We start from the raw sequence: 23,991 nt of genomic DNA on the forward strand, positions 1-23,991 counted from the left end.
GAATATTTTCCCGATGCCTTCCATGCCTGCCAAAGCCTCGCTGGGTCCCGCCGTCAAGCCTGCCAACAAGTCCGCCAGCAAGCCGGACCCGTCCGACGAGGACGTGGGCGATGGCGGCGAGAGCAACGACGAGGGCAGCGTCGACGCCCGCATCTATCGCGCCGTGTTCGACGGCGTGCTCAACCATCGCCTGACGCCGGGCACCAAGCTGCCCGAACCCGAACTGTGCCAGTTGTTCGGCGTGGGCCGCGCGGTGGTGCGGCGCGTGCTGGAGAAGCTTGCGCACGACGGCATCGTCGCGTTGCGTCCGAACCGCGGCGCGGTCATCGCCGAGCCGACGCCCGAGGAAACGAGCCAGATCTTCGAAGCGCGCCGCGCGCTGGAGCGCGTGCTCGTGGAACTGGCGGTCCAGCGCGTGACGGCCGCCGACCTGCGCGACCTGCGCCGGCAGCTGGACGAGGAACACGATGCGATGCATCGCTTCGACCAGCCGTCGTGGGCGCGGCTGGCCAGCGGTTTTCATCTGCGCATTGCCGCGCTCGCGCGCAATCCCGTGTTGCAGCGCTACCTGACCGAACTGGTCTCGCGCTGCTCGCTCATCGTGGGCCTGTACGAGCCGCCGGGACATGCGCCGTGCGAGCATGACGAGCATGCGGCGATCGTGGCATGCATCGAGGCGCGCGACGCGGCCGGCGCGGTGGCGCTCATGGAGGCGCACCTGAACGACCTCGAGCAGCGCATCGAGACGTCGCGCATGCAGGGCGAGAAATCGCTCGCGCAGATGCTCGGACTCGGAGGCTGATATGGAAGTCGATTTCGAAGCCATTACCGAATACCAGCGCTACAAGCTCATGGCGAGCCTGATCGTGCCGCGGCCGATCGCGCTCGTGACGACGCTCGGCCCCGACGGCACCGCCAACGCGGCGCCGTTCTCGATGTTCAACATGCTGGGCGAGGAACCGCCGATCGTGATGATCAGCGTCAACCGGCTCGGCGATGGCGCGCAGAAGGATACGGCCGCCAATATCGAGCGCACGGGCGAGTTCGTCGTGCACCTGAGCGACGAGCCGATGGCGGAAAAGATGCATCGCTGCGGCGAACGCCTGCCCCCGCACGTGAGCGAGCTGGCGCACGTGGGCCTGACGGGCGCGCCGAGCACGGCGGTGGCGCCCCCGCGTATCGCCGAGGCACCGGTGGCATTCGAATGCCGGCTATGGGAAACGCTGGCGACCGAAAGCCGCCAGATCTTCATCGGCCGCGTGCTGCGGCTGCATGCGCGCGAAGGGCTGATCGATACCGAGACGTGGCGCGTGCGGCTGCAGGACTATTTCCCGGTCGGACGGTTCGGCGCGAGCTTCTACGTGACGACGCGCGACCGGTTCTCGCTCGAGCAGAGCGCCGGCAAGCCGGCCGTATCCACGGCCATCGACGAAATGTAGCGACTCAGGCGGGATGCATGACCACGAGCATGGCCGTCGCCACGGTCTTGCCCGGGTTCGAAATCGCATGGGGCAGGTCGGCGCCGTAGCGCGCCGTTTCCCCATGCCGCAGCTTCTTCTCGTCGTCGCCGGCGCGCACCGTCATCGCGCCCGACAGCACCGACAGGTGCTCCTGCGTGCCCGCCTCATGCGGGTCCGATGCCAGCACGCCCCCGGGCTGGATCGTCAGTTCATACCATTCGAAACGTCCGGCCAGCTCGATCGGGCCGAGAATCCGCAATTCGCAGCGGGTGTCGGGGCTCTTGAGCGCCGGAATCGCATGCTGCTGCACCACGGCGATCGCCGGTGCGGGGCGTTCCGCGCCGCCGTTCTCCAGAAAATCCGTGAGGCTCACGCCCAGCGCATTGGCCAGCCGCCACAACACAGCCACGGTCGGGTTGGCGAGGTTCCGTTCGATCTGCGACAGCATAGACTTGGAGACACCGGCGCGGCGCGACAGCTCGTCCAGCGACAACTGCTGGCTCTGGCGTAGCGACTGCAGCGCGGTGCCGACTGCCGGCGGGCCGTCGGATGAGGCGGAGGGGGGAAGCTGGGGAGGTTGCGCGGCCACTTTTCGTTCTGTATAGTGCACGAATTGTTCGTTATATGAAACTCGTTCGATTTATCGATCGAGTGACCCAGACACTACCACCGGGAGTCAGCGCATGTCGAGTGCAGAGGCTTTCTACGCGTCCGTCCGCGCGGAACTGGACGCCATCCGCGAGGCGGGACTCTACAAGTCCGAGCGCATCATCGCCACGCCGCAGGGCGCCGTCGTGCGCACCGCCGACCAGCGCGAGGTCATCAACCTGTGCGCGAACAACTATCTGGGCCTGTCGTCCGACCCGCGCGTGCTGGAAGCGGCACACGAAGCACTGCGCACGCATGGGTACGGGATGAGTTCGGTGCGCTTTATCTGCGGCACGCAGGATGTGCACAAGGAACTGGAGGCGCGGCTCGCGCGCTTTCTGGGCACCGAAGACACGATCCTTTACGGTTCGGCGTTCGATGCCAATGGCGGGCTGTTCGAGACCCTGCTCGGCGCGGAAGACGCCGTTATCAGCGACGCGCTGAACCATGCGTCGATCATCGACGGCATCCGGCTGTCGAAGGCGCGCCGCTATCGCTACGACCATAACGACCTCGACGACCTGCGCACGCAACTCGCGCAGGCGGCGGCCGACGGCGCGCGGCACAAGCTCGTGTTCACGGACGGGGTGTTCTCGATGGACGGCACGGTGGCACGGCTCGACGAGATCCGCGCGATCTGCGACGAGTATGGCGCGCTGCTCGGCATCGACGAATGCCATGCCAGCGGCTTCATGGGCGCGCGCGGGCGCGGCACGCACGAGGCGCGCGGCGTCTTTGGCAAGATCGACATCATCACGGGCACGCTCGGCAAGGCGCTGGGCGGCGCGTCGGGCGGCTTCACGAGCGGCCGGCGGGAAGTCGTGGAGTTGCTGCGGCAGCGTTCGCGGCCCTATCTGTTCTCCAATACCGTGGCGCCGGCGATCGTGGGCGGCAGCCTGAAGGTGCTCGACATCCTGGAAGCGAGCACCGAGCTGCGCGACCGGCTCGAACGCAATACCGCGTTCTTCCGCGCGGGCCTCGGCAAGCTCGGGTTCGATATCAAGCCTGGCGACCATCCGATCATCCCGATCATGGTGTACGACGCGGAACGCGCGCAGGCGCTGGCCCAGCGGCTGCTGGAACTGGGCGTGTACGTGGTCGGCTTCTTCTTCCCGGTGGTGCCGCGGGGCCAGGCGCGCATTCGCGTGCAGATGAGCGCCAGCCATGACGAGGCCACGCTGCAGCGCGCGCTCGACGCGTTCGCGCAAGCCGGACGCGAGCTGGAGCTGATCTGATGCCGAATGTTCCACCCAGGATCCTGATCATCGGCGCGAACGGGCAGCTCGGTTCCGAACTGGCGACCGCGCTGGCGGAACGCCATGGCCGCGAGAACGTGATTACCTCGGACGTGGTGCCCACGGGCCGCCATCTCCATCTGACGCACGAGATGCTCAACGTGACCGACCGGGGCGAACTGCTCACGGTGGTCGAGCGCCACGGCATCACGCAGATCTACCTGCTCGCGGCGGCGCTGTCGGCCACGGGGGAGAAGGCGCCGCAGTGGGCGTGGAACCTCAATATGAACGGGCTGCTGAACGTGCTGGAGCTGGCGCGCCAGCATGGCATCGAGCGCGTGTTCTGGCCCAGTTCCATCGCCGCGTTCGGCCCAACCACGCCCGCGGTCGACACGCCGCAGAAGACCGTGATGGAGCCGACGACCGTGTACGGCATCTCCAAGCTGGCCGGGGAAGGGTGGTGCCGCTGGTATTTCGAGAACCACGGCGTCGATGTCCGCAGCGTGCGCTACCCGGGCCTGATCTCCCACAAGACGCCACCCGGCGGCGGTACCACGGACTACGCCGTCGATATCTTCCATTCGGCGGTCAAGGGCGAGCCGTACACGTGCTTCCTGGAGCCCGATGCGCGCCTGCCGATGATGTATATGCCCGACGCCATCCGTGCCACGCTGGAACTCATGGAGGCGCCGCGCGAGGCCGTGCGCGAGCGCGGCAGCTACAACCTCGCCGGCATGAGCTTCACGCCCGCCGAGATCGCGGCCGCCATCCAGGCGCGCGAGCCGGGCTTCGAGATCCGCTACGCGCCCGATTACCGGCAGGCGATCGCCTCGGGCTGGCCCGACTCGATCGACGACAGCGCGGCGCGCGCGGACTGGGGCTGGCAGCCGGAATTCAGTCTGGATGCGATGGTCGAGGACATGCTGCGCAGCTTGCGGACGTAGTTCCCGCGATTTGACTAACCTGAAAGGGCGGCCACTGTAGCCGCCCTTTTTTTCGGCATCTGTGTTTCGCGGACAGGCGTTTGTGCGCCCAAAATGCATCGTCAGGCGAACCATCGATCTATATGCATTCAAACTATTCCATATGAAATAGTTTGCATTCTAATAATGTTGCGCCTATCATTCTGCCCATGAAACAGATAGACGCCCTTCGCTTCGCCTTCACCGGACAGCTCATGCTGGCCGGCCGACAATGGCGACAGATCAGCCACCACGCGCTGGCCCATCACAGCGTGTCGGCGGCCGCGGCCGCGCCGCTCCTGTTTATTCGCCGCCTCGGCGGTGGCGTCCGGCAGGTGACGCTGGCCGACTACGTGGGCGTCGAGGGGGCCACCCTCGTGCGGCTCGTGGATCAGCTCTGCGCGGCGGGGCTGGCCAGGCGCGAGGTCGATCCGCACGATCGCCGTGCCAACAGCCTCTCGCTCACGGAAGCGGGCGACGCCGCCGCCATCGAGATCGAGGAAGCCCTGCGCAACCTGCGCGCCGAGGTCTTCGCGGACATCAGCGCCGAAGACATGGCCGCGACGCTGCGCGTGCTCGAGGCCCTTGCACGCGCCGCGGCGGCGGCCGGCGGCACGGGCAAGGCGGAGGCCTGAGCGTCATGCCGAACTGGCCTTCCGCGCGCGACTGGCTGTTCTCCGTCAAGGCGTTCATCGCCTCGATGCTCGCGCTCTGGATTGCGCTCTATATGGGATTGCCGCGTCCGTACTGGGCGATGGCGACCGTCTACGTCGTCGCGCATCCGCTGACCGGCGCCACGCGTTCGAAGGCGCTGTACCGCGTGCTCGGCACGCTGATCGGCGCGGCCGCGGCGGTAGCGTTCGTGCCGATGCTCGTCAATGCGCCGCCGCTGCTGATGGCGGTGGTATCGCTGTGGGCGGGCGCGTTGCTGTATCTCGCGCTCATGGATCGCACGCCGCGCAGCTATGTCTTCATGCTCGCGGCCTATACGCTGGCGCTTATCGCGCTGCCGACCGTCGACAATCCGTCCGGTATCTTCGACGTGGCCATCGCGCGTTCCGAGGAAATCTGCATCGGTATCGTCTGCGCGAGCGTCGTCGGCGCGGTGCTGTTCCCGACCAGCGTGACGGCCGTGCTCGGCGATCGCACGCGGCAGTGGATGACCGATGCCGCGGTGTGGGCGACCGATATGCTCTCCGCCAACCCGCAGGCACGCGCCACGCGCCACAAGAGCCGGCACAAGCTTGCCGCCGACATCCTTGCGCTCGACCAGTTGATCAGCCAGCTGTCCTATGACACCGACTCGGCCGGCCGCGTGCGCGCGGCGCGCGAACTGCGCGGCCGCATGACGATGCTGCTGCCCGTGCTGTCGTCGCTGGCCGCGATCGTCGAGTCGATGCAGGCGCATCGCGGCGTGCCGGAAGCGCTGGCCGCGCGCATGCGCGCGGTGTCGGACTGGATTCAGGCCGGTGCGCCCGCGCCGGCACCGACGATCGGTGACCTGTCCGCGGGCAGGCGGGCCGCCATGGCGGCCGATCAGGCAGCGGCCATCCCCGCCGATACGACCGCCGTGCAACCGGCATCCGCGCCCGACGCGGTCGATCCGCGCGACGCCGACAACTGGGACGCCGCGATGCTGACCGCCGCGACCGATCGCCTCCAGCAGATGGTCGCCCTGTGGCAGGACTGCGTGTCGCTGCGCAATGCGATCTGCCGCCGCGACAAGGGCGCCTATGAACCGATGGCCGGCTGGGTGCCCGCGTTCCGCCGCTGGGAAGTGGGCGGCGCCCGCCACTACGACCACGGCATGCTGTTGTTTTCCACGGGCACGATCGCGCTCGGCATCTTCCTGATGGGGATGATCTGGATCTGGAGCGGCTGGTCCGATGGCGCGGGCGCCGTGGCGCTCGGCGCGGTGGCATGCTGCTTCTTCGCGGCGGCCGATGAGCCCGCGCCGATGATTCAGAGCTTCTTCAACGCGAACGTCGCCGCGGTGGTGATGGCGATGGTGCTGCTGTTCGCGGTGCTGCCCATCGCCCAGAACTACGAACTGCTCGTGATCTCTTTCGCGATTCCGTTCCTTGGCATCGGGCTGCTGATCGCGCAGCCGCGTTTCGCGCCGATCGGCCTTGCGCTCGGCGTGGTGACCGCGACCGACATCGGCGTCCAGGGCGCGTACAGCGCCAACTTCACGACGTTCTTCAACGGCAATATCGCGGGTATCGCGGGCATTCTGTTCGCACTGCTATGGACGCTGACGGTGCGCCCGTTCGGGACGCAGGCCGCGGTGCGCCGGCTGGTGCGCGCGAGCTGGCGCGATATCGCCGATCATGCGAACGACGGCGATCCGGGCAGGCAGACGCTGCAACACACGCAGTTTCGCGCGCGCATGCTGGACCGCGTGTCGCAGCTCGTGCCGCGCCTTGCGGCCAGCGCCAGCGAGGTGTCCTCGGACGGTTTCAACGAAGTGCGCGTGGAGCTCAGCACGCTCGCGCTCCAGCGCGAATTGCCGAATCTCGAACCGAGCCAGCAGCATGCGGTGCGCCGCGTGTTACGCAGTGTCGCCGGCTATTACGAAGCGCGGCTCAAGGGCAAGCTCGAGGCGCCGCCCCCCGCGCTCTGCACGCGCCTGTCGCGCGCGCAATCGCTGGTGCGCTCGCCCATCGCGTTGTCCGCGCTCGTCGAGATGCATGTGTCGATGTTCCCGCCGGCGGTATTGCCGGCTCCCATACCCGTAAAGCCATGACCCCCGGTGAAATCAATGTCTACGGCGTGTTCGTGCCCGTCCTGCTCCTATGGATGCTCGTCGCGTTCGCGCTCATGTCGGTGGTGCGCGCCGTGTTCGTGCGCGTGGGCTTCTACCGGCTCGTGTGGCACAGGTCCCTGTTCAATCTTGCTCTCTACGTGATCATCCTGGGTGGGGTGGTCTATTTTGCGCCCTCGTTTGCGCCGCTGTTCTCATCATGAAACTAAAAATATCTTCCATCGGGCCGGTTGTGCTCACGTTGGCCGTGGTCGCGGTCGGCGCGGTCGTCGTCAAGCATCTGTGGGACTACTACACGGTGGCCCCCTGGACGCGGGACGGTCATATCCGCGCGGACATCGTGCAGGTGGCGCCCGACGTGTCGGGGCTGATCACGCGCGTCAACGTCAAGGACAACCAGCGCGTGAAGCAGGGCGAGGTGCTGTTCGAGATCGATACCGATCGCTATGCGCTGGCGCTGCAACAGGCGCAGGCCACGGCCGCGTCCATTCGCGCCACGCTGGCGCAGTCGCGGCGCGAAGCGAAGCGTAGCCAGACCCTGGCGGACGTGGTGTCGAAGGAAGTCGTCGAAGAAGGGTTTGCCAGGGTGGCGCAGCAGGAAGCCAGCCTCGCGCAGGCCGAAGCCGCGATCAACGTGGCCAGGCTGAACCTCCAGCGCACGCGCGTGATCAGCCCCGTCGATGGCTACGTCAACGACAAGCTGCCGCGTCTTGGCGACTACGCCACCACGGGCCGGCCGGTGCTGGCGATGGTCGATGTGAATTCGTACCACGTGGAAGGGTATTTCGAGGAAACCAAGCTTCATGGCATCCATATCGGCTCGCCGGTCGATATGCGCGTCATGGGCGAGTCGCGCGTGCTGCATGGCCGCGTGCTCAGCATCGCGGCCGGTATCGAGGACCGCGACCGCACCACCGGCGCGAACCTGCTGCCCAACGTGAACCCGACGTTCAACTGGGTGCGGCTGGCGCAGCGCGTACCGGTGCGCGTGGTGTTCGACCCGATGCCGGACGATATCCGCCTGATCGCGGGACGCACGGTCACGGTCACGGTGCGTGGAGAAGAGAAGAAGGCCGAGTCGCCTCAAGGCGCGGCCTCCGACGTTACTGGAGTATCGAAGTGAAACCCGTCGTTCATGTCCTGGCCTCGGTGGTGCTGTCGTCGATGCTGGCGGCATGCGTGACCGTGGGGCCCGACTACAAGGTGCCCGAGAATGCGGTCGTCAACAACAAGGCAGCCAACGGTCCATTCGATGTCGATAGCCCGGCTGTCGCCCTCGCGCCGGTGCCCGATGACTGGTGGCGTCTCTACGACGACCCGCGCATCGACGACTTCGTGAAGCAAGCGCTCGTCGCCAATACGGACCTGCGCGTGGCCGCGGCCAATCTGCGGCGCGCGATCGCGCTCTATCACGAGGTGGAATCCGAGAACCTCGTGCAGGGCTCGGTCCACGCCGATGTGGCCCGCGGACTGGTGGCGGCCGAGCCGCTGCTGCATGAAGAGAAGGTGCCGGTGTTCAATTTCGGCGATACGGGCTTCCAGGTGTCGTACCTGATCGACTTCTTCGGCAAGCTCGCGCGCGCCGACGAGGCCGCGCTGGCCAACGCGCAGGCCAGCCAGGCCGCGCTCGACCAGGCCCGCGTCGGCGTGGTGGCCGAGACCGTGCGCGCGTACGTGCAGGGCTGCACGGCCACGCACGAACTGCATGTCGCCGAGCATCAGCTGGCGCTGCAGGAAGATGCGGTCAAGCTGTCGCGCCGGCTTGCCGACGCGGGTCGCGGCCAGCCCGTCGATGTGCTGCGCGCGCAGGCGCAGGCCGAGGCATTGCGTGCCGCACTGCCGAGGTTCAAGGACCAGCAGGAAGTCGCGGCGTATCGCCTGGCCGTGATGATCGGCAAGCCGCCCACCGCGCTCGACGCGTCGGCCGTCGCCTGTACCGCCGTGCCGAAGCTGCGTCAGCCGCTGCCCGTCGGCGATGGCGCCGCGCTGCTCAAGCGCCGTCCCGACGTCCGTCAGGCCGAGCGCGAACTCGCCTATGCCACGGCCCGCATCGGCGTGGCCACGGCCGACCTCTATCCGTCGATCAGCATCGGCGCGTCGGCCGGCTTCTCGGGCATCCTCGAACATCTGGGGCAGTCGCAGACCGCGCACTGGAGCGTCGGTCCCGGCATCACGTGGAATCTGCCGACCAACGGGGTGCGCGCGCGCATTCATGGCGCGGAAGCTGGTGCGGACGGCTCGCTCGCCAAGTTCGACGGCGTGGTCCTGAAGGCCCTGCGCGAAACGCAGACCGCGCTGTCGTCGTACACGCGGGAGCTGGAGCGCAACGATTCCCTGCGCGCCGCGCGCGACAAGTCGGAGGCTGCCGCAGGGCAGAACCGCCAGCTCTGGCAGGCGGGCCGCTCGCCCTACCTGCAATCCCTCGACGCCGACCGCACGCTGGCCAACAACGACGCCACGCTGGCCGCGTCCGACGCGCAGGTGGCCATGGACCAGATCAACCTGTTCCTGGCGCTGGGCGGCGGCTGGCAAAACCCGCCGAAGATCGAGGAACACAAGATCGCGGAAAAGGAGTGAGGCAGGCGGCCCGGTGTGGACAACCCGGGCCTTCTATCCTTAGTCGTTTTGCTTCGTTCATCCGCCCGACCCGCTGCGTTAAGGTAGATCACCTTGATGCCGAATTCGGAGAAATCTGTGGCTAAGCCGCTCAAAGTCGTTGCCGTCAACGGCAGCGCCTATCAACCGTCGCGCACGCGCGTGCTCGTCGAGGCCCTGCTGGCCGAACTTTCGCAAAGCCTTGTCGTGGAGGCGCAGGTCGTGGACCTGGCCGAGATCGCGCGCCCGCTGGGCGCGGCGCTGTCGCGTGACGAGTTGCCCGCGGAGATCGAGGCGCAATTGGTGGCCATCGAGTCGGCGGATCTGCTGATTGCCGCGGCGCCCGTGTATCGCGGGTCGTTCCCGGGCCATTTCAAGCATCTGTTCGATCTGGTCGGCATGAACGCGCTGATCGACAAGCCTGTGCTGCTGGCCGCGACCGGCGGCAGCGATCGCCATGCGCTGGTGCTCGAGCACCAGTTCCGTCCGCTGTTCGGTTTCCTGCAGGCCCTGTCGCTGCCGATCGGCGTGTATGCGTCGACGGCCGATTTCAATGGCTACGAAGTGGGCAGCCCCGCGCTGCAGGAACGCATCCGCCTTGCGGCCGAGCGCGCCGCGCCGCTGTTCGCCGACGCCGCGCGCCAGCCGCTGCGGCGCGTGGCATAGCGTTCCTGCGGTCTCTGCGTTCTCAGATACCGAGAATCTTCTTCGCTTCGCCGAGGGACTTCATCGAAGCATCGTGATTGCCGGCCTTGTGCTGCGCCTCGCCCTCTGCACGCAGCTTGGTCACCTTGGCCTGGTCCTCCGGCGAGAGCGCCGGCTTGGTCGACAGCTTGGCGTCGATGGCCTTCATCTCGTTGGGACAGTTGTGGGCGAGTGCCAGTCCACTCGCACCAAGCAGCACGAGCGAAGCGAGAATGTGGGTGGTGGTACGCATTGTCGGTCTCCTGTCGTGACGAAACGGCATTCGGGGAATGCCGCTTCAGCATAGTGCATGCGTCACGCCATTGCAGGCGGCGCCCCTCCGCGGCTTCTCCCCCCGCCCGCTCAACAATTCCGCATGACCCGCATGCAGTAACGTCGATTTACGGTCCGGCTCCCGGCACCAACAATGGTGTCATCCACATCGAGGAGTCGAACATGTCAGAGATCACCATGCAGGCGCTTGTCGTCGAACAGGCCGGCGCGCCGCTGCGCCGGGTCACGTTGCCGCGTCCCGTCGCGGGACCGGGTCAGGTGCTCGTGCGCATTGCGGCGAGCGGGGTCAATCCTCTCGATACCAAGATTCGCGCGGGCGCTGCCGCGCATGCGCGGCAGCCGTTGCCGGCCGTGCTCGGGCTGGATCTGGCCGGCACGGTCGAAGCGTTGGGCGAGGGCGTGAGCGAGTTTCGTCCCGGCGATGCGGTGTTCGGCATGACGGGCGGCGTCGGCGGCGTGCAAGGCTCGCTGGCCGAGTACGCGGCCGTGGATGCCGCGCTGCTGGCGCACAAGCCGGCCGGCCTGTCGATGCGCGAGGCCGCGGCGTTGCCGCTGATCGTCATTACCGCGTGGGAGGGACTGATCGACCGCGCGCGCGTGAAAGCCGCCGACAAGGTGCTCGTGCACGGCGGCGCGGGCGGCGTCGGCCATATCGCGGTGCAACTGGCGCGCGCGGCCGGGGCGCAGGTGTTTGCCACGGGCAAGGCCTCGCAGCGCGCGGTCATCGAGCAATTCGGCGCTACGTTCATCGACCACGAGGCGAGTACCGTGGCCGACTACGTGCAGCAGTTCACGGGCGGCGAAGGCTTCGACGTGGTCTACGACACGGTGGGCGGCGCGGTGCTCGATGCGTCGTTCGCGGCCGCGCGGACCTACGGCGGCCACGTGGTCAGCTGCCTGGGCTGGGGCACGCACGCGCTGGCGCCGCTGTCGTTCCGCGCCGCGACGTACTCGGGCGTCTTCACGCTGTTGCCGCTGCTGACCGGCCGCGGCCGTGCGCATCATGGCGAGATCCTGCGGGAGGCGGCGCGGCTCGCGGAAGCGGGCAAGCTGGCCGTGCTGATGGACCCGCGGACCTTCGGCTTCGACGATGCCAATGCGGCGCATGCCGCGCTCGAATCCCGCACGGCGCGCGGCAAGGTCGTCGTGGATGGCTATGCGCCCCGATAAGGCAATGCGATAGCATTGTTTCCGGTAGAATAGTATTCGATAGTATTGTTTTTCGCCTTGCCTTCGCTCGACGGCTGGCACATACTATAGAAGCGTTTTGCACGGAAAAGAATGCTATGTCATTACTTTCACAGTCGCAGGCCATGCGGCGCCAGCGGGGCATCACCATCGCGGACCTGAGCCGCATGGTAGGCATGGCCGCGCAGAATCTGTCGGCGATCCTGCGCGGCAAGAAGGACAGCCGCGCCTCGACCTTCGAGGCGCTTGCGGCCGCCATGGATGCCGAATGGGTGATGGTGCCCCGGGAGCGGCTGATGGAGGTCCGGCAGGTGCTCGAAGGGAAGGGCGCCGGGCCCGACCGCGCCGCCCGCTCGTCGCTCGACGTGTTTCTGAGCCCCGGCCGGGAGCCCGCCGAATGAGCTTCGAACTGCATCCGCGCTTCCTCGAAGTCCGGCTTTACGACCGGCTCTGCGGCTACCTGTGCGAAGCCGGCGGCAATACGCGCTTCGTCCCGTCGGAGGCCTTCCGCGGCGATGCCGACCGGCCCACGCTGAGCCTGTCCATCACCGTGCCGACCGAAGCGGGCCGCGCGGCCACCTCCGAGGTCCTCGACAACCCCTTCCACCCGGCGATCTACAACACCGGCGCCGAGCTGCCGCCCTACTTTGCGGGCCTGCTGCCCGAGGGCGAGCTGCGCCAGCGCCTCGAGGCCACGCGGGCCAATCCTGAAGACAAGGACGATTTCGGCGTGCTCGCGTCCGCGGGCAACGACCTGCCGGGCGCGGTCGTGGTGGTGCCGGCCGATATCGGCGCGCTACCCGAATACGTTCGCACCTACGGCGTGACGGGCGGCGCCGACAATCTCGAGATCGCGGTCGTGGAAGGCGCGACGGAGGGCGCGGCATCGGTCTCGGGCGTGCAGAACAAGCTCGCGCTTTCCACCGTGCGCAAGGGGGAGCGGTACACGCTGCCGACCCACGGCAAGGTGTCCGACATCATCGCCAAGCTACCGGCGAAGAACGACGATGCGCAGGTGTTCAACGAGTTCGTCTCGATGCAGCTGGCCGCGGCGGCGGGCGTCAATATCGCGCCGATCCAGGTGCTGCCGATGTCGAGCATCGACGTCGACGGCCTCGCGGCGTCGCTGGGCGATGGCCTGCCGGGTCGCGGGCTACATTACCTCGCGGTGGATCGTTTCGACCGCGGCCCCGGTGGCCGCGTCCACGCCGAGGACGGTTGCCAGATGCTGGGCCGGATGCCTAGCCGCAAGTACGCCAATGCCGATGCCTATGTCCGGCTCGTGGCCGTGCTCTATCGCCTGAGCCCGAGCGGCGTGCAGAACGTGCGCCAGTTCTTTCTGCGGCAGGCCGTCAATACGCTGATCGGCAACAGCGACGCGCATCTCAAGAACTTCTCGGTGATCTATCACAACGGCCGCTTGCCCGAGCTGTCTCCCGCGTACGACATCGTGTGCGTGGCCGCGCTGCCGAACTTCACGTCCTATGGACAGAACGTGGCGATCGACGCGCGGCAGCGGCAGGAGACGCTCGCCGATTACGAGCGCATCGCGGAACAGGCCGGTGTTCCGAAACGCATCGCCACGGCCGCGGTGAAAGAGGCCGTGGCGCTCGCGCATGCGCACTGGCCCGCGCTGCTGAACACGCTCGATGCGCCGCAGCCGATCCGCGGCGTGATTGCCGAGCGGCTGGCCACGCTGCCGCTGGCCAGCGCCGGCAGGCCGCGGACGTCGCGCTGACGTTCCGTGTGGAGACGCATCAGCCGGCCCGGGCCCGCGCGCCGTTCGCCGACACCGCGTGCGAGGCCACCACGCGCGACACGTCCTGCTTCAGCAGATACACCGACACCACGAGCAGCACGAGGTCTTTCAGCAGAAAGGCCGACACGATCGTCATGGCGGGAAAACCGCCCGCGCCTTGCTCCCATGCATCGGGCGCGAACGGCATGATCGTGACCGTCGTGATGAACGTGAAGGTCGATCCGAGTGCGCCCAGCGCGCCGAGTTTCTTGTTCCAGAAGCCCAGGAAGATCAGCGTGCCGAAGGTCCATTCCGCGGTGCCCAGCAGGATGCTGGTGCCCTTGATGCCCAGCAGGGGAATCATCCAGAACGTCATCGGGCCATGCGTGAGCAGCGGTAGCAGTCCGGTGATGACCGCTTCGAACCACTTGTCGTAGCCGAACCACGCGAAGATGATCACCATCGCGGCGCGCAGCAGGTGGTAGTCGAGGTTGCTCTTCAGCAGGACCGATCGGTTCAGTTTGTCCAGAACGGCGTTCATGTTCGTTCTCCATATTGCGTTGAGGGTGAACGCAGTATGGTTGCCCGCCCCCAGCCGGTTAAGGCTCGCGCGGATCGACGGCATGCTCGAAAGTATCAATGACTTCCCGCTCTGCTTCCGCGCGGCGCCATTCGGCGGGCGTTGCGCCCATGTGGTCCTTGAAGGCGCGGCGGAAGGCCGCGACGGACTGATAGCCGACGCGCTCGGCAATCGCTTCCGTGGAAGCGGTCGATGCGCGCAGGGCGTCCGCGGCCAACGCCATGCGGATATCGGTCAGCAGATCGCTCGGGGAACGCCCGATCTTTTCCTGGAAATGCCGCAGGAGCGTCGCGCGCGACATGTTGCAACGCGCGGCCAGCGCCGGCGCGGTCCAGGGATGGGACGGACGGTCGAACATGGCCATCAGGGCAGGCGCCAGCCTCGGATAGCCCACCAGCGACAGCAGGCCAGCCGGCGGCGCCTCCGACTCGCTGGCCAGCCGCAAGGCGAGCGCAAACAGTGCGGACGACAGGCCGTTGAGCATCGCCATGCCGCCGAGCGCGTCGGCGGCCGACTCGTCTCGCATCAGGCCGACCAGGCCCATGACTTTCGCGGCGGTCGCTGTCGGTGCGGGCAAGGGCGGCGCGGCACCCCGGGCGATGAGCACGGCAGGCAGGTATCGACGCACCAGCCGCTCGTGCTGGGGGTCCACGATAAAGCGGCCGCACAGCATATCGAGTCGTTCGCCCGCGCCAGGATTCTCGCTGACGACGATATGGGAGGCATCGCGCTTGCGCACGGCCAATGGATCCCTGCCGCTTCCGTCATGCAGGAAATGCGCGTCGCCATGGGACAGGATCACGATGTCTCCCGCATGGAGGGGGTATCGCGTCTTGCCGTCCTCGAAGATGGCGGTGCCGGCCACGATCACGTGGAACGGCATTTCCCCGGCCGACGAGGGCGCGTAGTTCACGCGCCATGGCGCGCCGTAGAGGCATCGAACCTCCAGACGGCCCCTGACGCGCATGATGTCGAGAAGGTTGCTCAGCCAGTCCATCGTTACACCGATTTCACTTCCCCGCCGTCGATACGCAGTACCGTACCGGTCATCCACCGGGCCGCCGGCGACACCGCGAACGCCATCGCCTCGGCAATCTCGGCCGCCTCACCGAAGCGCGCAATACCGGCCTGTGCGAGGAACGCCGCGCTGGCCTGCTCGATGGTCACGCCCTTTGCGGCGGCTGCGTTCTCCAGCATGCCGAGCCGGCGCCCGGTCATGATCGCGCCGGGGGAGATGCTGTTGACCTGCACGCCGTCCTCGATACCGCGCTCGGCGAAAGCCTTGGCAAGCGCCTCGATCGCGGCGTTGATGGCGCCCACGGCAGCGGCGGCCGGCTTCGGGGTGACGGCCGCCGTCCCGGACGTGAACACCACCGCGCCGCGCGATATCTTCAGCGCCTGCCACGCCGCGATGGTCAGGCGCCGCGCGCCGTGGAACTTGAGTTCCATGCCCGCCTGCCATTGTGCGTCGGTCATCCGCAGCACGTCCACGCCGGGGACCGCTCCCGCGATATTGAGCAAGGCATCGATACGACCGAAGCGCTCGAGCGTGCGTGTCACGACGATGTCGCCCGCTGTGGGCTCCATGAGGTCCAGGTCGACGACGAGGGGTGTGCTGCCGAGCGCCCTGATCTGCGCGGCAACGGAGGAAAGTTGTTCGCCGGCGCGCGCGACGATGGCCACGTTTGCAAAGTCGCGTGCGAGGCGCAAGGCCGTCGCCCTGCCGATACCCGAGCTGGCGCCCGTCACGATGGCAACCGATTCCGACATGAGTGATCTCCCTGATGCATCGAGCATGTTGTGATGCGGGCCAATGTAATCGCAACGGGCGCCGCGATTGTGCTCAGGAATGCAACGGTGTTCTTCGTCCGTTTTCGGCGTAACCATCAAATTAACGATTGAAAAGTTACGCGAGACAACTAGGATGGAGCCTCCAACACAGTCGCTCAGGAGGCACCATGAAAGCAATCGTTCTCGATGGATTCGGCGGGCTCGACGCCCTGCAGTACCGCGATATCCCGAAACCCGAAGCCGTGCCGGGCACGGTGCTCATCAGGATCAAGGCGTTCGGCATCAATCACGCGGAGATGCATATGCGCCGGGGGGAATGGGCCGAGGCAGCGCCCGTGAGCGGTATCGAATGCGTGGGCATCGTGGAAGCGTGCCCGGGCGGCGAGTTCGCGGTGGGGACGAAGGTGGCCGCCTTCATGGGCGGCCTGGGCAGGACGATCAACGGCAGCTATGCGGAATACACGCTCGCGTCCGTCAACAACGTCGCGGCCATCGAGTCGGATCTGCCGTGGGCGGAGCTGGCCGCGCTGCCCATCACCTATGCCACGGCATGGACGACCCTGTTCCGCAACCTCGACCTCCAGGCGGGCCAGACGCTGGTGATCCGCGGCGCCACCTCGTCACTCGGGCTCGCGGCGGTGAACCTCGCGGTGGCTGCCGGCGCAAAGGTGATCGCCACCGCCGTGAACGACACGCAGTTCGAGAAGCTGCGGAACATGGGCGTCATGCGATGCGAGCTGGAGAGCCCGCGGCTATCGGAGCGGCTTGCCGACAAGGGCCAGATCGACGCCGTGCTCGATCTCGTCGGCAATAGCGTGGTACTCGATTCGCTCAGGATCGTGCGGCGCGGCGGCAAGGTATGCCTTGCCGGCTGGCTGGGCGGCCTCGATCCGATTCCCGACTTCAATCCGCTGCTGCAGATGGCGAGCGGCGTCTACCTGACGTTCTTCGGCAGCTTCGTGTTCGGCTCGCCGCAGTTTCCGGTCTCGGATGTTCCGCTGCAGGCCATCGCGGCCGACGTCGCGGCGGGACGGTACCAGGCAAAGCCATCGCGTATCTTCCGCTTCGACGAGGTGCGCGAGGCGCATCGCGTGATGGAAGCGAACGAAGCGAAAGGCAAGATGGTCGTGGTGCACGACGATGCCTGACGGCGCCTGACGGCGCCTGACCGGGGCCCCCTCAGCCCTCGATATCGGGGTTCGCGCGCAGCGTCTCCGCCAGCCAGTCCATGAACGTGCGCACGGCCGAGTTGATATGGTTGCGATTCGGATAGACGATCGATAGCGGGGTGGTCAGCGTTCTCGCATCCTGCAGGATCTCGACGAGCCGGCCCTCGCGGACGGCCTCGGCCACATAGAAGCGTGTGGGCTGGATGACGCCGAGCCCGCGTACCGCGCTCTCGATATAGGCGGCCCCCTCGTTGACGGCGAGCCGTCCCTTCATGGCAATGGCAACCGGGCGGCCATCGTCGATAAACTCGAATGGCAGGATGCGTCCCGTGCGAGGGGAGGCGTAGTTGACGGCGACGTGATGCTCGAGGTCGGCGATGGTTCGCGGCACCCCATGCCGCTTCAGGTAGGCCGGCGACGCGCAGGTGGTAATGCGCGCATCGCCGATGCGGCGGGCCACGAGGCTCGACTCCTCGAGCTCGCCCGCGCGGATCACGAAATCGACGCCTTCCTGGATCAGGTCGATATTGCGGTCGGCGATGCCGATCCGCACATCGATATCGGGATACTCGGCGTAGAACGCCTCGAGCGCGGGAATCACGAGCGATCTTGCAATCGAGCCGGACGTATCGATGCGCACCGTGCCTTGCGTGACTGTGCGCGCGTGGGTCAGCTGCGCTTCCACTTCGGCAAGGTCCGTCAGGATCTGCTGGCAGCGCTCGTAATAGAGCTTGCCCGCATCGGTCAGGCTGACCTGGCGCGTGCTGCGGCTCAGCAGCCGCACATCGAGCTGCTCCTCGAGCGTCTGGATGGTCCGGCTGACCGACCCCCGGGGGATATCCATGAGATCCGCCGTCTTCGAGAAACTTTGTGTTTCCGCGACTTTCGTGAAGATCCGGATTGCTTCCAGCCGACCCATTCGCGTGCCCCAACCCAAACGTAGTGTGAAGCCGCCAGTGTAACCACTGACCGCCCGGCTTGCGCCGTCAGGTTTCCGTGCCCAGCGCGGCAATCGTGGCATCGAGCAGCGCGCGCAGTCTCGGCACGCGCCGGAGGTCCTTGTGATAGCCCACCCACACGTCGCGGCCCGGCGGCGCGGTGTCGGTGTCGGTGTCGGCGTAGGTGTCGGTGTCGATACGCCGGAGGCCGTCGATGCGCGCGGCCAGCAGGCAGGGCAGCACGGCCACGCCGACGCCAGCCGCGCACAGGCGCGCCTGCGCCTCGCGGTTGTTGCTGCGGAACACGACATGCGCGTTGGGCAGCCGCGCATGGAGCCACTGCACGTCGGGCAGGTCCGCGAACGCGGTGTCCATCGTGATGAGGCCGATGCCCGTGCCATCGCCCGGTGTCGGCGCCGCGGCATCGCGCGCGGTATATAGCCCGTACTCCATGCGCATGAGTTTCCGCTGCGCGATATCGGGCGCGTCGAACGGCAGGATGCGGAACACGAGGTCGGCCTCGCGCCGCGACAGGTCCATCAGCCGGGACTCGGTCAGCAGTTCCACGCTGACACGCGGGTGGGCCTGCACGAAGGCCGCGATGACCGGTGCCAGCACATACACGCCGAACCAGTCGGACGACGACACGCGCAGCGTGCCCTCGAGCACGTCGTCATGGCCGGCGAGCGTGCGCTCGAGCGCCAGCGCTTCCTGCTCCATGCGCTCGGCATGGCCAAGCATCGCGGACCCTTCGTCGGTCAGTACCAGCCCGTCGGCGGTGCGCTGGAACAGCGCGTGGCCGACGGCCTCCTCGAGCGCGCGCAACCTGCGGCCCATCGTCGGCTGCGTCTGCCCGGTCGCGCGCGCGGCACCCTGCAGCGTGCCCGCCCGCGCGATGGCCAGAAAGATCCGGATGTCGCTCCATTCCATGGCGCAACGCCTCAGAGCTGGGCCGCGTGATGCCGGATATGGTCCTCGATGAAGGTCGAGATAAAGTAGTAGCCGTGGTCGTAGCGAGCATGGCGCCGCAGCGTCAGCGGCTGCCCCACGGCCTGGCAGGCCGCCTCGAACGCTTCCGGATGCAGCTGTTCGGCGAGGAATTTGTCGTCGAGGCCCTGATCGATCAGGATGCCGTTCGGAAACGGCGCCGACGCCTGCGCGGCCATGAGCGCGCTCGCATCGTGCTGGGCCCAGCGCGCGCGATCGTCGCCGAGGTAGCCCGTGAACGCCTTTTCGCCCCACGGGCATTGCGACGGCGCGGCGATCGGCGCGAACGCCGACACCGACTTGTACCGTCGCGGATGCCGCTGCGCGAGCACGAGCGCGCCATGTCCGCCCATCGAATGGCCGAACACGCCGACGCGGTTGCGATCGACGGGGAGGGACGTGGCGACGAGGTCGAACAATTCGTCGGCCACGTAGCTCTCCATGCGCCAGTGCATGCGCCACGGTGCCTCGGTGGCATCGACGTAGAAGCCCGCGCCCACGCCGAAGTCCCACGCATCGGCCTCGCCCGGCACGTTCGCGCCGCGCGGGCTCGTGTCCGGCGCAACGAGCGCGAGACCATGTTCGGCCGCGTAGCGCTGCGCGCCCGCCTTGATCGCGAACGTCTCTTCCGTGCAGGTCAGGCCCGCGAGGTAGAAGAGCCCGGGCACCGGCGCCGCGCCGGCGGCCAGCGCCTGCGGCGGCAGGAAGATCGAGAAGCGCATCGGCAGTCCGATCGCCGACGACTGATGGCGGTAGAAGCGCTGCACGCCGCCGTGGCAACCGTGTTCGGACAGCAGTTCCATGTGCGGGCCTTAGTAGAGCACCACCGAACGGATCGACTCGCCGCGCTTCATGAGGTCGAAACCCTCGTTGATGCGCTCGAGCGGCAGCGTATGCGTGATCAGGTCGTCGATATTGATCTTGCCTTCCATGTACCAGTCGACGATCTTCGGCACGTCGGTGCGGCCGCGCGCGCCGCCGAACGCCGAACCCTTCCATTCGCGGCCCGTCACGAGCTGGAACGGACGCGTCGAGATCTCGGCGCCGGCCTCGGCCACGCCGATGATGATCGACTTGCCCCAGCCCTTGTGGCAGCACTCGAGCGCCTGGCGCATGACCTTGGTGTTGCCGATGCACTCGAACGAGTAGTCGGCGCCGCCATCGGTCAGCTGGACGATGTGGTCCACCACGTTCTCGACGTCGCTCGGGTTGATGAAATGGGTCATGCCGAACTTGCGCGCCATCGCTTCGCGCGCGGGGTTCAGGTCCACGCCGATGATCTTGTCGGCGCCGACCATCTTGGCCGCCTGGATGACGTTCAGGCCGATGCCGCCGAGGCCGAACACCACCACGTTGGCGCCGGCTTCCACTTTGGCCGTGAACAGCACCGCGCCCACGCCCGTGGTCACGCCGCAGCCGATGTAGCAGATCTTGTCGAACGGCGCGTCCGGACGCACCTTGGCCAGCGCGATTTCCGGCACGACGATATGGTTCGCGAAGGTGGACGTGCCCATGTAGTGGAAGATGGGCTTGCCGCCGATGGAGAAGCGCGAGGTGCCGTCGGGCATCAGACCCTTGCCCTGCGTCGAGCGAATCGCCTGGCACAGATTGGTCTTGCGCGACAGGCAGAACTTGCACTGGCGGCATTCGGGCGTGTAGAGCGGAATCACGTGGTCGCCCGGCTTCAGCGACGTGACGCCGGGGCCGACGTCGGTCACGATGCCCGCCCCTTCATGGCCGAGAATGGCCGGGAAGATGCCTTCGGGATCGGCGCCGGACAGCGTGTAGTAGTCGGTATGGCAGATGCCGGTGGCCTTGACCTCCACGAGCACCTCGCCCGCGCGCGGGCCGTCGAGTTCCACGTCTTCGATGGTCAGCGGTGCGCCGGCTTTCCAGGCGATGGCGGCTTTGGTCTTCATGTTGGCTCCTTGGCGAATACAGATGCGGATGCGGGCCCGGTGCCCGCGAACAGGCCAAGACTATACGGCGATCGCGGCATGTCGGCCAGCGCCTGCGCGATTATCGGCTAGCGGCGCATTATTGCCGCGAAGTCAGCGTTTCCGCGAGCGGCGCATCGGCGGCCTGCGTTGCCTTCGGCAACTGTCCCTCGTGATGCCGCCCGAGCCACCACCCGAGCGCGGCCCAGGCGATGGCGAGCACCGCGCCCGCGAGCGCGACCACCGCGGGATGCCCGGACAGCGCATCGATCGCGGTCTTCACCCACGCGCTGACCGCGTCGCCGGCACGGTAGACGGCGGTGTCGATGACGTTCTTCGCCTTGTACTTGGTTTCCGGATCGACCACGGTGAACAGCATTTCGCGGCCCGGCCGCAGCAGCGCGTACTCGCCGACGCGCCGCACGATCATCGCGCCCGCGAGCACGGCAAAGGTCGGATGGAACGCGAGCACGACAAAGCCCACGGTGACGAGCAGCGGCACCGACGTGAGCAGGGCGGTCACGCCATAGCGCCGCGCCACGCGGCCCGAGAAGAACAGCTGCACGAGGATCGTCAGCGCCTGCACCGTGGCGTCGAGCGCGCTGAACACCTGCGTCTGCTGCGCGCGCGACGGGTAGGCCTCGGCCACGAGCCGCGCCTGCTCGAAGTACAGGAACGTGCTCGCGGTGGCGAGCAGGATCACGAACAGGCTGATGCCGAGCAGGTAGCGCGAGCGCATGACGAGCGTCAGGCCGGCCCAGAGTCCGCCGCCTACCGCGTGGGAAGGGTCGGTGGAAACGGGGCCGGCATCGTCAGCGCCGGCGAGCCTGCCGACCGCGCCGGCGCCTTCGCGCGCGCGCCAGCCGAACAGATATCCCACACCGGGCAGCGTGGCCGCCAGCAATGCCGCGGACAGCAGCATCAAACCCGTCAGCCCGATGCGCTCGACGAGCCAGCCGCCGAGCACCGGTCCCGCCAGCCCGCCCGTGCTGGCGCCCGCCGCGATCAGCGCGAACAGCCGCCGCGCCTGCCCGGGACGGAACACATCGGCCATGAGGCTCCATGCGACCGAGACGACAAACAGGTTGAACACCGAGAGCCACACATAGAACACGCGCGCGAGCCATACGTTGTCCGGCGCGCGCTGCGTGGCGAACGCGAAGGCCAGCAGGTTCGCGATAAAGAACGCGTAGACCCAGGGGACGAAGCGGCGGCGCGGCAGCCATGCGCACACCGCGCCGTAGATCGGAATGGCCACGAGCATGACCACGAACGTGGCCGTGAACAGCCATTGCAGATTGCGGACGCCGCCCGCGATACCCATGGTCTCGCGCACGGGGCGCAGCATGAAGTAGCTGGCGAACAGGCAGAAGAAGAACAGGAAGGCGGCTACCACCGCGCCGGTCTCGCCGGGCTGGAGGCCGAAGCCGCGCAGCAGCCGGTTCGGCTGGGACGGTGGGGCGGGGGCAATCACGCCAGCAGGGCCGCGATGCGCGCGCGCTCGCGCGTGTCGGGCATGCGGCCGTGGCCGGCCGCGAGGTTGTCGGCCATGTTCTTCGGTTTGGACGTGGCCGGAATCGCCGACGTCACGGCCGGATGGCTGACGATGAATTTCAGGAACAGCTGGCCCCACGAGTTGCAGTCGATCTCGCCGGCCCAGTCGGGCAGGGGACGGCCCTTGACCGCCGCGAAGATATTGCCGTCCTGGAACGGGCGGTTGATCAGCACGGCCACGCCGCGGTCCCGCGCGAGCGGCAGCAGCACGTTCTCGGCATTGCGGTCGCCGGCCGAGTAATTGACCTGCAGGAAGTCCACGCGCTCGCTGCGCAGGATCTGCGCGAGCTGCTCGTGCGATTCGTCGCGATAGTGCGTGATGCCGATATAGCGAACCTTGCGCTGCTCCTTGAGCTGGCGCATCCAGCGCAGGTTCTCGCGCCAGTCGACGAGGTTGTGCACCTGCAGCAGATCGACGGTATCGGTGCGCAGGTCCGCGAGCGACTGGGCGAACTGGGCCGGCGCGTTGGTGTGGCTCGTGGAGATCTTGGTGGCAAGGAACACGCGCTTGCGCGCTTGCGCCGGCTGCGCGGACGCGATCAGGTCGCCCGTGACGGCTTCCGAGTTGCCGTAGCTCGGCGCGGTATCGACCACGGCGTTCGACGCGTCGCGCAGGAGCAGCGAAAGGACTTCGACGAGTGGCGCGCGTTCCTCGCTGCCCTTGCCCACGTCGAATGTGCCCGAGGTGCCCATGCCGATCACGGGCAGCGCTTCGGTGGTGCCGGGAATGGTGCGGCGCAGCGGTGCCGCCACGGTTGCGGCGGCGGCCGTGGCGCCCAGCGCGACCGGACTGACGGGTAGCGCGAGCGCGGCGGCGAGACCAAGGAAGGTGCGGCGATCCAGGGTGCGATCCAGGGTGCGGCGGTCCAGGGTGCGGCGATCCATTGACATGGCGGCGTCCTCAGCGTCGGGTCCGGTGACCATAGCGCTTTGGGCGTCGCTTGTAAACATGCGCGGGCCGGACGCCCTCAGTCCGCCTTCAGCGTGACGTGCCGGATCCCCTGACGCACCATCTTGGAGTACGGACAGACGCGTTCCGTCTGATGGATCAGTTCCTCGGCGATCGCCGCATCCATGCCGGGAAGATGCACGCGCAACTCGGCGGTCAGCATATAGAGGCCATCGACGGGATCGCGGCCGAACTCGACATGGGCCTCGACCCTGGCGTCACGGATGGGAATACCCGCGCGCGTGGCGAGCAGAAACATCGCGCCGTGGAAGCACGCGGCATAGCCGGCCGCGAACAGCTGCTCGGGATTCGGGCCGCCGCCGGGGCCTTCGAGATCCTTCGGCATGCGCAGGTCGACGTTCAGGTCGCCTTCCTTCGAGCACGCGATACCCGAGGCGCGGCCGTGGCCGGTCTCTCCGCCCGTCACCACGACGGTGGCATGGTAGAGCGGCAGGAAATCCCTGCCGGTGTACTTGTCCAGCAGCGCGGTGGATGGCGGGCGGAGGTCGGACATGCGC

At 67.4% G+C, this 23,991-nt stretch carries 26 protein-coding genes; 14 read left to right on the top strand and 12 right to left on the bottom strand.

Annotation, left to right across the window (positions count from 1 at the left end):
• The first annotated feature begins 22 nt into the window (after positions 1-22).
• Together AAHB16_RS28145 and AAHB16_RS28150 are read left to right on the top strand one after the other, a co-directional pair.
• A complete protein-coding gene (locus tag AAHB16_RS28145) occupies positions 23-802 on the top strand; it encodes a GntR family transcriptional regulator (RefSeq protein WP_223851652.1) in 780 nt (259 codons plus the stop codon).
• Position 803: 1 nt separating this feature from the next.
• Positions 804-1,439 carry a flavin reductase family protein gene (locus tag AAHB16_RS28150; protein WP_342052551.1) on the top strand — a complete coding sequence of 212 codons (636 nt, stop codon included), beginning with the start codon at positions 804-806 and terminating at the stop codon, positions 1,437-1,439.
• 4 nt (positions 1,440-1,443) lie between these two features.
• Here AAHB16_RS28150 and AAHB16_RS28155 read toward each other — a convergent pair whose 3' ends face one another.
• Positions 1,444-2,049, bottom strand: a complete 606-nt coding sequence (locus AAHB16_RS28155) for a helix-turn-helix domain-containing protein (RefSeq protein WP_150377596.1) — start codon at positions 2,047-2,049, stop codon at positions 1,444-1,446.
• Between the two features lie 94 nt (positions 2,050-2,143).
• On the opposite strand from AAHB16_RS28155, the gene kbl reads away from it, so the two are divergent.
• The 8 genes from kbl (at position 2,144) to msuE (ending at position 10,330) form a co-directional block, all read left to right on the top strand.
• Entirely contained in the window at positions 2,144-3,343 is a 1,200-nt protein-coding gene (gene kbl, locus AAHB16_RS28160) for a glycine C-acetyltransferase (RefSeq protein WP_150376981.1), read from the top strand.
• Positions 3,343-4,287, top strand: a complete 945-nt coding sequence (locus AAHB16_RS28165; protein WP_150376982.1) for an NAD-dependent epimerase/dehydratase family protein — start codon at positions 3,343-3,345, stop codon at positions 4,285-4,287. Before kbl ends, AAHB16_RS28165 begins: the two co-directional genes overlap by 1 nt.
• Positions 4,288-4,475: 188 nt before the next feature.
• Positions 4,476-4,940, top strand: coding sequence for a MarR family winged helix-turn-helix transcriptional regulator (locus AAHB16_RS28170; RefSeq protein ID WP_150376983.1), 465 nt, complete (start codon positions 4,476-4,478; stop codon positions 4,938-4,940).
• 5 nt (positions 4,941-4,945) lie between these two features.
• A complete protein-coding gene (locus AAHB16_RS28175) occupies positions 4,946-7,051 on the top strand; it encodes an FUSC family protein (protein WP_342052552.1) in 2,106 nt (701 codons plus the stop codon).
• The gene (locus tag AAHB16_RS28180; protein WP_150376985.1) at positions 7,048-7,272 is read left to right on the top strand and encodes a DUF1656 domain-containing protein; all 225 of its coding nucleotides are present in this window, start codon (positions 7,048-7,050) and stop codon (positions 7,270-7,272) included. The genes AAHB16_RS28175 and AAHB16_RS28180 overlap by 4 nt, the downstream gene beginning before the upstream one ends.
• On the top strand, positions 7,269-8,192 hold the full coding sequence (locus AAHB16_RS28185; RefSeq protein ID WP_191002314.1) for an efflux RND transporter periplasmic adaptor subunit: 924 nt from the start codon (positions 7,269-7,271) through the stop codon (positions 8,190-8,192). The genes AAHB16_RS28180 and AAHB16_RS28185 overlap by 4 nt, the downstream gene beginning before the upstream one ends.
• 41 nt (positions 8,193-8,233) lie before the next feature.
• Positions 8,234-9,646, top strand: coding sequence for an efflux transporter outer membrane subunit (locus tag AAHB16_RS28190; protein ID WP_150377600.1), 1,413 nt, complete (start codon positions 8,234-8,236; stop codon positions 9,644-9,646).
• Positions 9,647-9,763: 117 nt separating this feature from the next.
• Positions 9,764-10,330, top strand: coding sequence for an FMN reductase (gene msuE, locus AAHB16_RS28195; protein WP_150376986.1), 567 nt, complete (start codon positions 9,764-9,766; stop codon positions 10,328-10,330).
• 22 nt (positions 10,331-10,352) lie between these two features.
• Here the strand turns inward: msuE and AAHB16_RS28200 are convergent, their stop codons facing one another.
• Complete coding sequence (locus AAHB16_RS28200) at positions 10,353-10,601, bottom strand: hypothetical protein (protein ID WP_150376987.1); 249 nt, start codon at positions 10,599-10,601, stop codon at positions 10,353-10,355.
• Positions 10,602-10,804: 203 nt separating this feature from the next.
• On the opposite strand from AAHB16_RS28200, the gene AAHB16_RS28205 reads away from it, so the two are divergent.
• From AAHB16_RS28205 to AAHB16_RS28215, 3 genes are all read left to right on the top strand, one after another.
• Positions 10,805-11,812, top strand: a complete 1,008-nt coding sequence (locus tag AAHB16_RS28205) for a zinc-dependent alcohol dehydrogenase family protein (protein ID WP_342052553.1) — start codon at positions 10,805-10,807, stop codon at positions 11,810-11,812.
• A gap of 116 nt (positions 11,813-11,928) precedes the next feature.
• Entirely contained in the window at positions 11,929-12,231 is a 303-nt protein-coding gene (locus AAHB16_RS28210; RefSeq protein WP_223851654.1) for a helix-turn-helix domain-containing protein, read from the top strand.
• Positions 12,228-13,568, top strand: a complete 1,341-nt coding sequence (locus AAHB16_RS28215; RefSeq protein ID WP_342052554.1) for a type II toxin-antitoxin system HipA family toxin — start codon at positions 12,228-12,230, stop codon at positions 13,566-13,568. Before AAHB16_RS28210 ends, AAHB16_RS28215 begins: the two co-directional genes overlap by 4 nt.
• 19 nt (positions 13,569-13,587) lie before the next feature.
• Here the strand turns inward: AAHB16_RS28215 and AAHB16_RS28220 are convergent, their stop codons facing one another.
• Genes AAHB16_RS28220 through AAHB16_RS28230 form a run of 3 tightly spaced genes read right to left on the bottom strand, consistent with a single transcriptional unit; the run spans position 13,588 to position 15,918 of the window.
• Positions 13,588-14,109, bottom strand: a complete 522-nt coding sequence (locus tag AAHB16_RS28220) for a DUF417 family protein (protein WP_342052555.1) — start codon at positions 14,107-14,109, stop codon at positions 13,588-13,590.
• Positions 14,110-14,167: 58 nt separating this feature from the next.
• Positions 14,168-15,145, bottom strand: coding sequence for an AraC family transcriptional regulator (locus AAHB16_RS28225; RefSeq protein WP_342052556.1), 978 nt, complete (start codon positions 15,143-15,145; stop codon positions 14,168-14,170).
• Positions 15,146-15,147: 2 nt separating this feature from the next.
• The gene (locus AAHB16_RS28230) at positions 15,148-15,918 is read right to left on the bottom strand and encodes an SDR family oxidoreductase (protein WP_342052557.1); all 771 of its coding nucleotides are present in this window, start codon (positions 15,916-15,918) and stop codon (positions 15,148-15,150) included.
• A 188-nt stretch (positions 15,919-16,106) separates the two neighbouring features.
• Here AAHB16_RS28230 and AAHB16_RS28235 point away from each other — a divergent pair, with 188 nt between their 5' ends.
• Positions 16,107-17,087, top strand: coding sequence for a zinc-binding dehydrogenase (locus tag AAHB16_RS28235; RefSeq protein ID WP_342052558.1), 981 nt, complete (start codon positions 16,107-16,109; stop codon positions 17,085-17,087).
• A gap of 31 nt (positions 17,088-17,118) precedes the next feature.
• On the opposite strand, the gene AAHB16_RS28240 is transcribed toward AAHB16_RS28235, so the two are convergent.
• The 7 genes from AAHB16_RS28240 to AAHB16_RS28270 form a co-directional block, all read right to left on the bottom strand.
• Positions 17,119-18,027, bottom strand: a complete 909-nt coding sequence (locus AAHB16_RS28240) for a LysR family transcriptional regulator (RefSeq protein WP_150376994.1) — start codon at positions 18,025-18,027, stop codon at positions 17,119-17,121.
• Positions 18,028-18,094: 67 nt separating this feature from the next.
• Positions 18,095-18,976, bottom strand: a complete 882-nt coding sequence (locus tag AAHB16_RS28245; protein WP_342052559.1) for a LysR family transcriptional regulator — start codon at positions 18,974-18,976, stop codon at positions 18,095-18,097.
• Positions 18,977-18,987: 11 nt separating this feature from the next.
• Positions 18,988-19,836, bottom strand: a complete 849-nt coding sequence (gene fghA / locus AAHB16_RS28250; RefSeq protein ID WP_150376996.1) for an S-formylglutathione hydrolase — start codon at positions 19,834-19,836, stop codon at positions 18,988-18,990.
• A 9-nt stretch (positions 19,837-19,845) separates the two neighbouring features.
• Positions 19,846-20,952 carry an S-(hydroxymethyl)glutathione dehydrogenase/class III alcohol dehydrogenase gene (locus AAHB16_RS28255; protein ID WP_150376997.1) on the bottom strand — a complete coding sequence of 369 codons (1,107 nt, stop codon included), beginning with the start codon at positions 20,950-20,952 and terminating at the stop codon, positions 19,846-19,848.
• 118 nt (positions 20,953-21,070) lie between these two features.
• Positions 21,071-22,441, bottom strand: coding sequence for an NTP/NDP exchange transporter (locus AAHB16_RS28260; protein WP_446718142.1), 1,371 nt, complete (start codon positions 22,439-22,441; stop codon positions 21,071-21,073).
• On the bottom strand, positions 22,441-23,409 hold the full coding sequence (locus tag AAHB16_RS28265) for an aldo/keto reductase (RefSeq protein WP_342052561.1): 969 nt from the start codon (positions 23,407-23,409) through the stop codon (positions 22,441-22,443). Before AAHB16_RS28265 ends, AAHB16_RS28260 begins: the two co-directional genes overlap by 1 nt.
• 83 nt (positions 23,410-23,492) lie before the next feature.
• Positions 23,493-23,987 carry an Ohr family peroxiredoxin gene (locus tag AAHB16_RS28270; protein ID WP_342052562.1) on the bottom strand — a complete coding sequence of 165 codons (495 nt, stop codon included), beginning with the start codon at positions 23,985-23,987 and terminating at the stop codon, positions 23,493-23,495.
• Positions 23,988-23,991 lie beyond the last annotated feature (4 nt).

The sequence above is a fragment of the Cupriavidus sp. OTU4054 genome (assembly GCF_038440175.1).
Classification (GTDB): Bacteria; Pseudomonadota; Gammaproteobacteria; order Burkholderiales; family Burkholderiaceae; genus Cupriavidus; species Cupriavidus pauculus_D.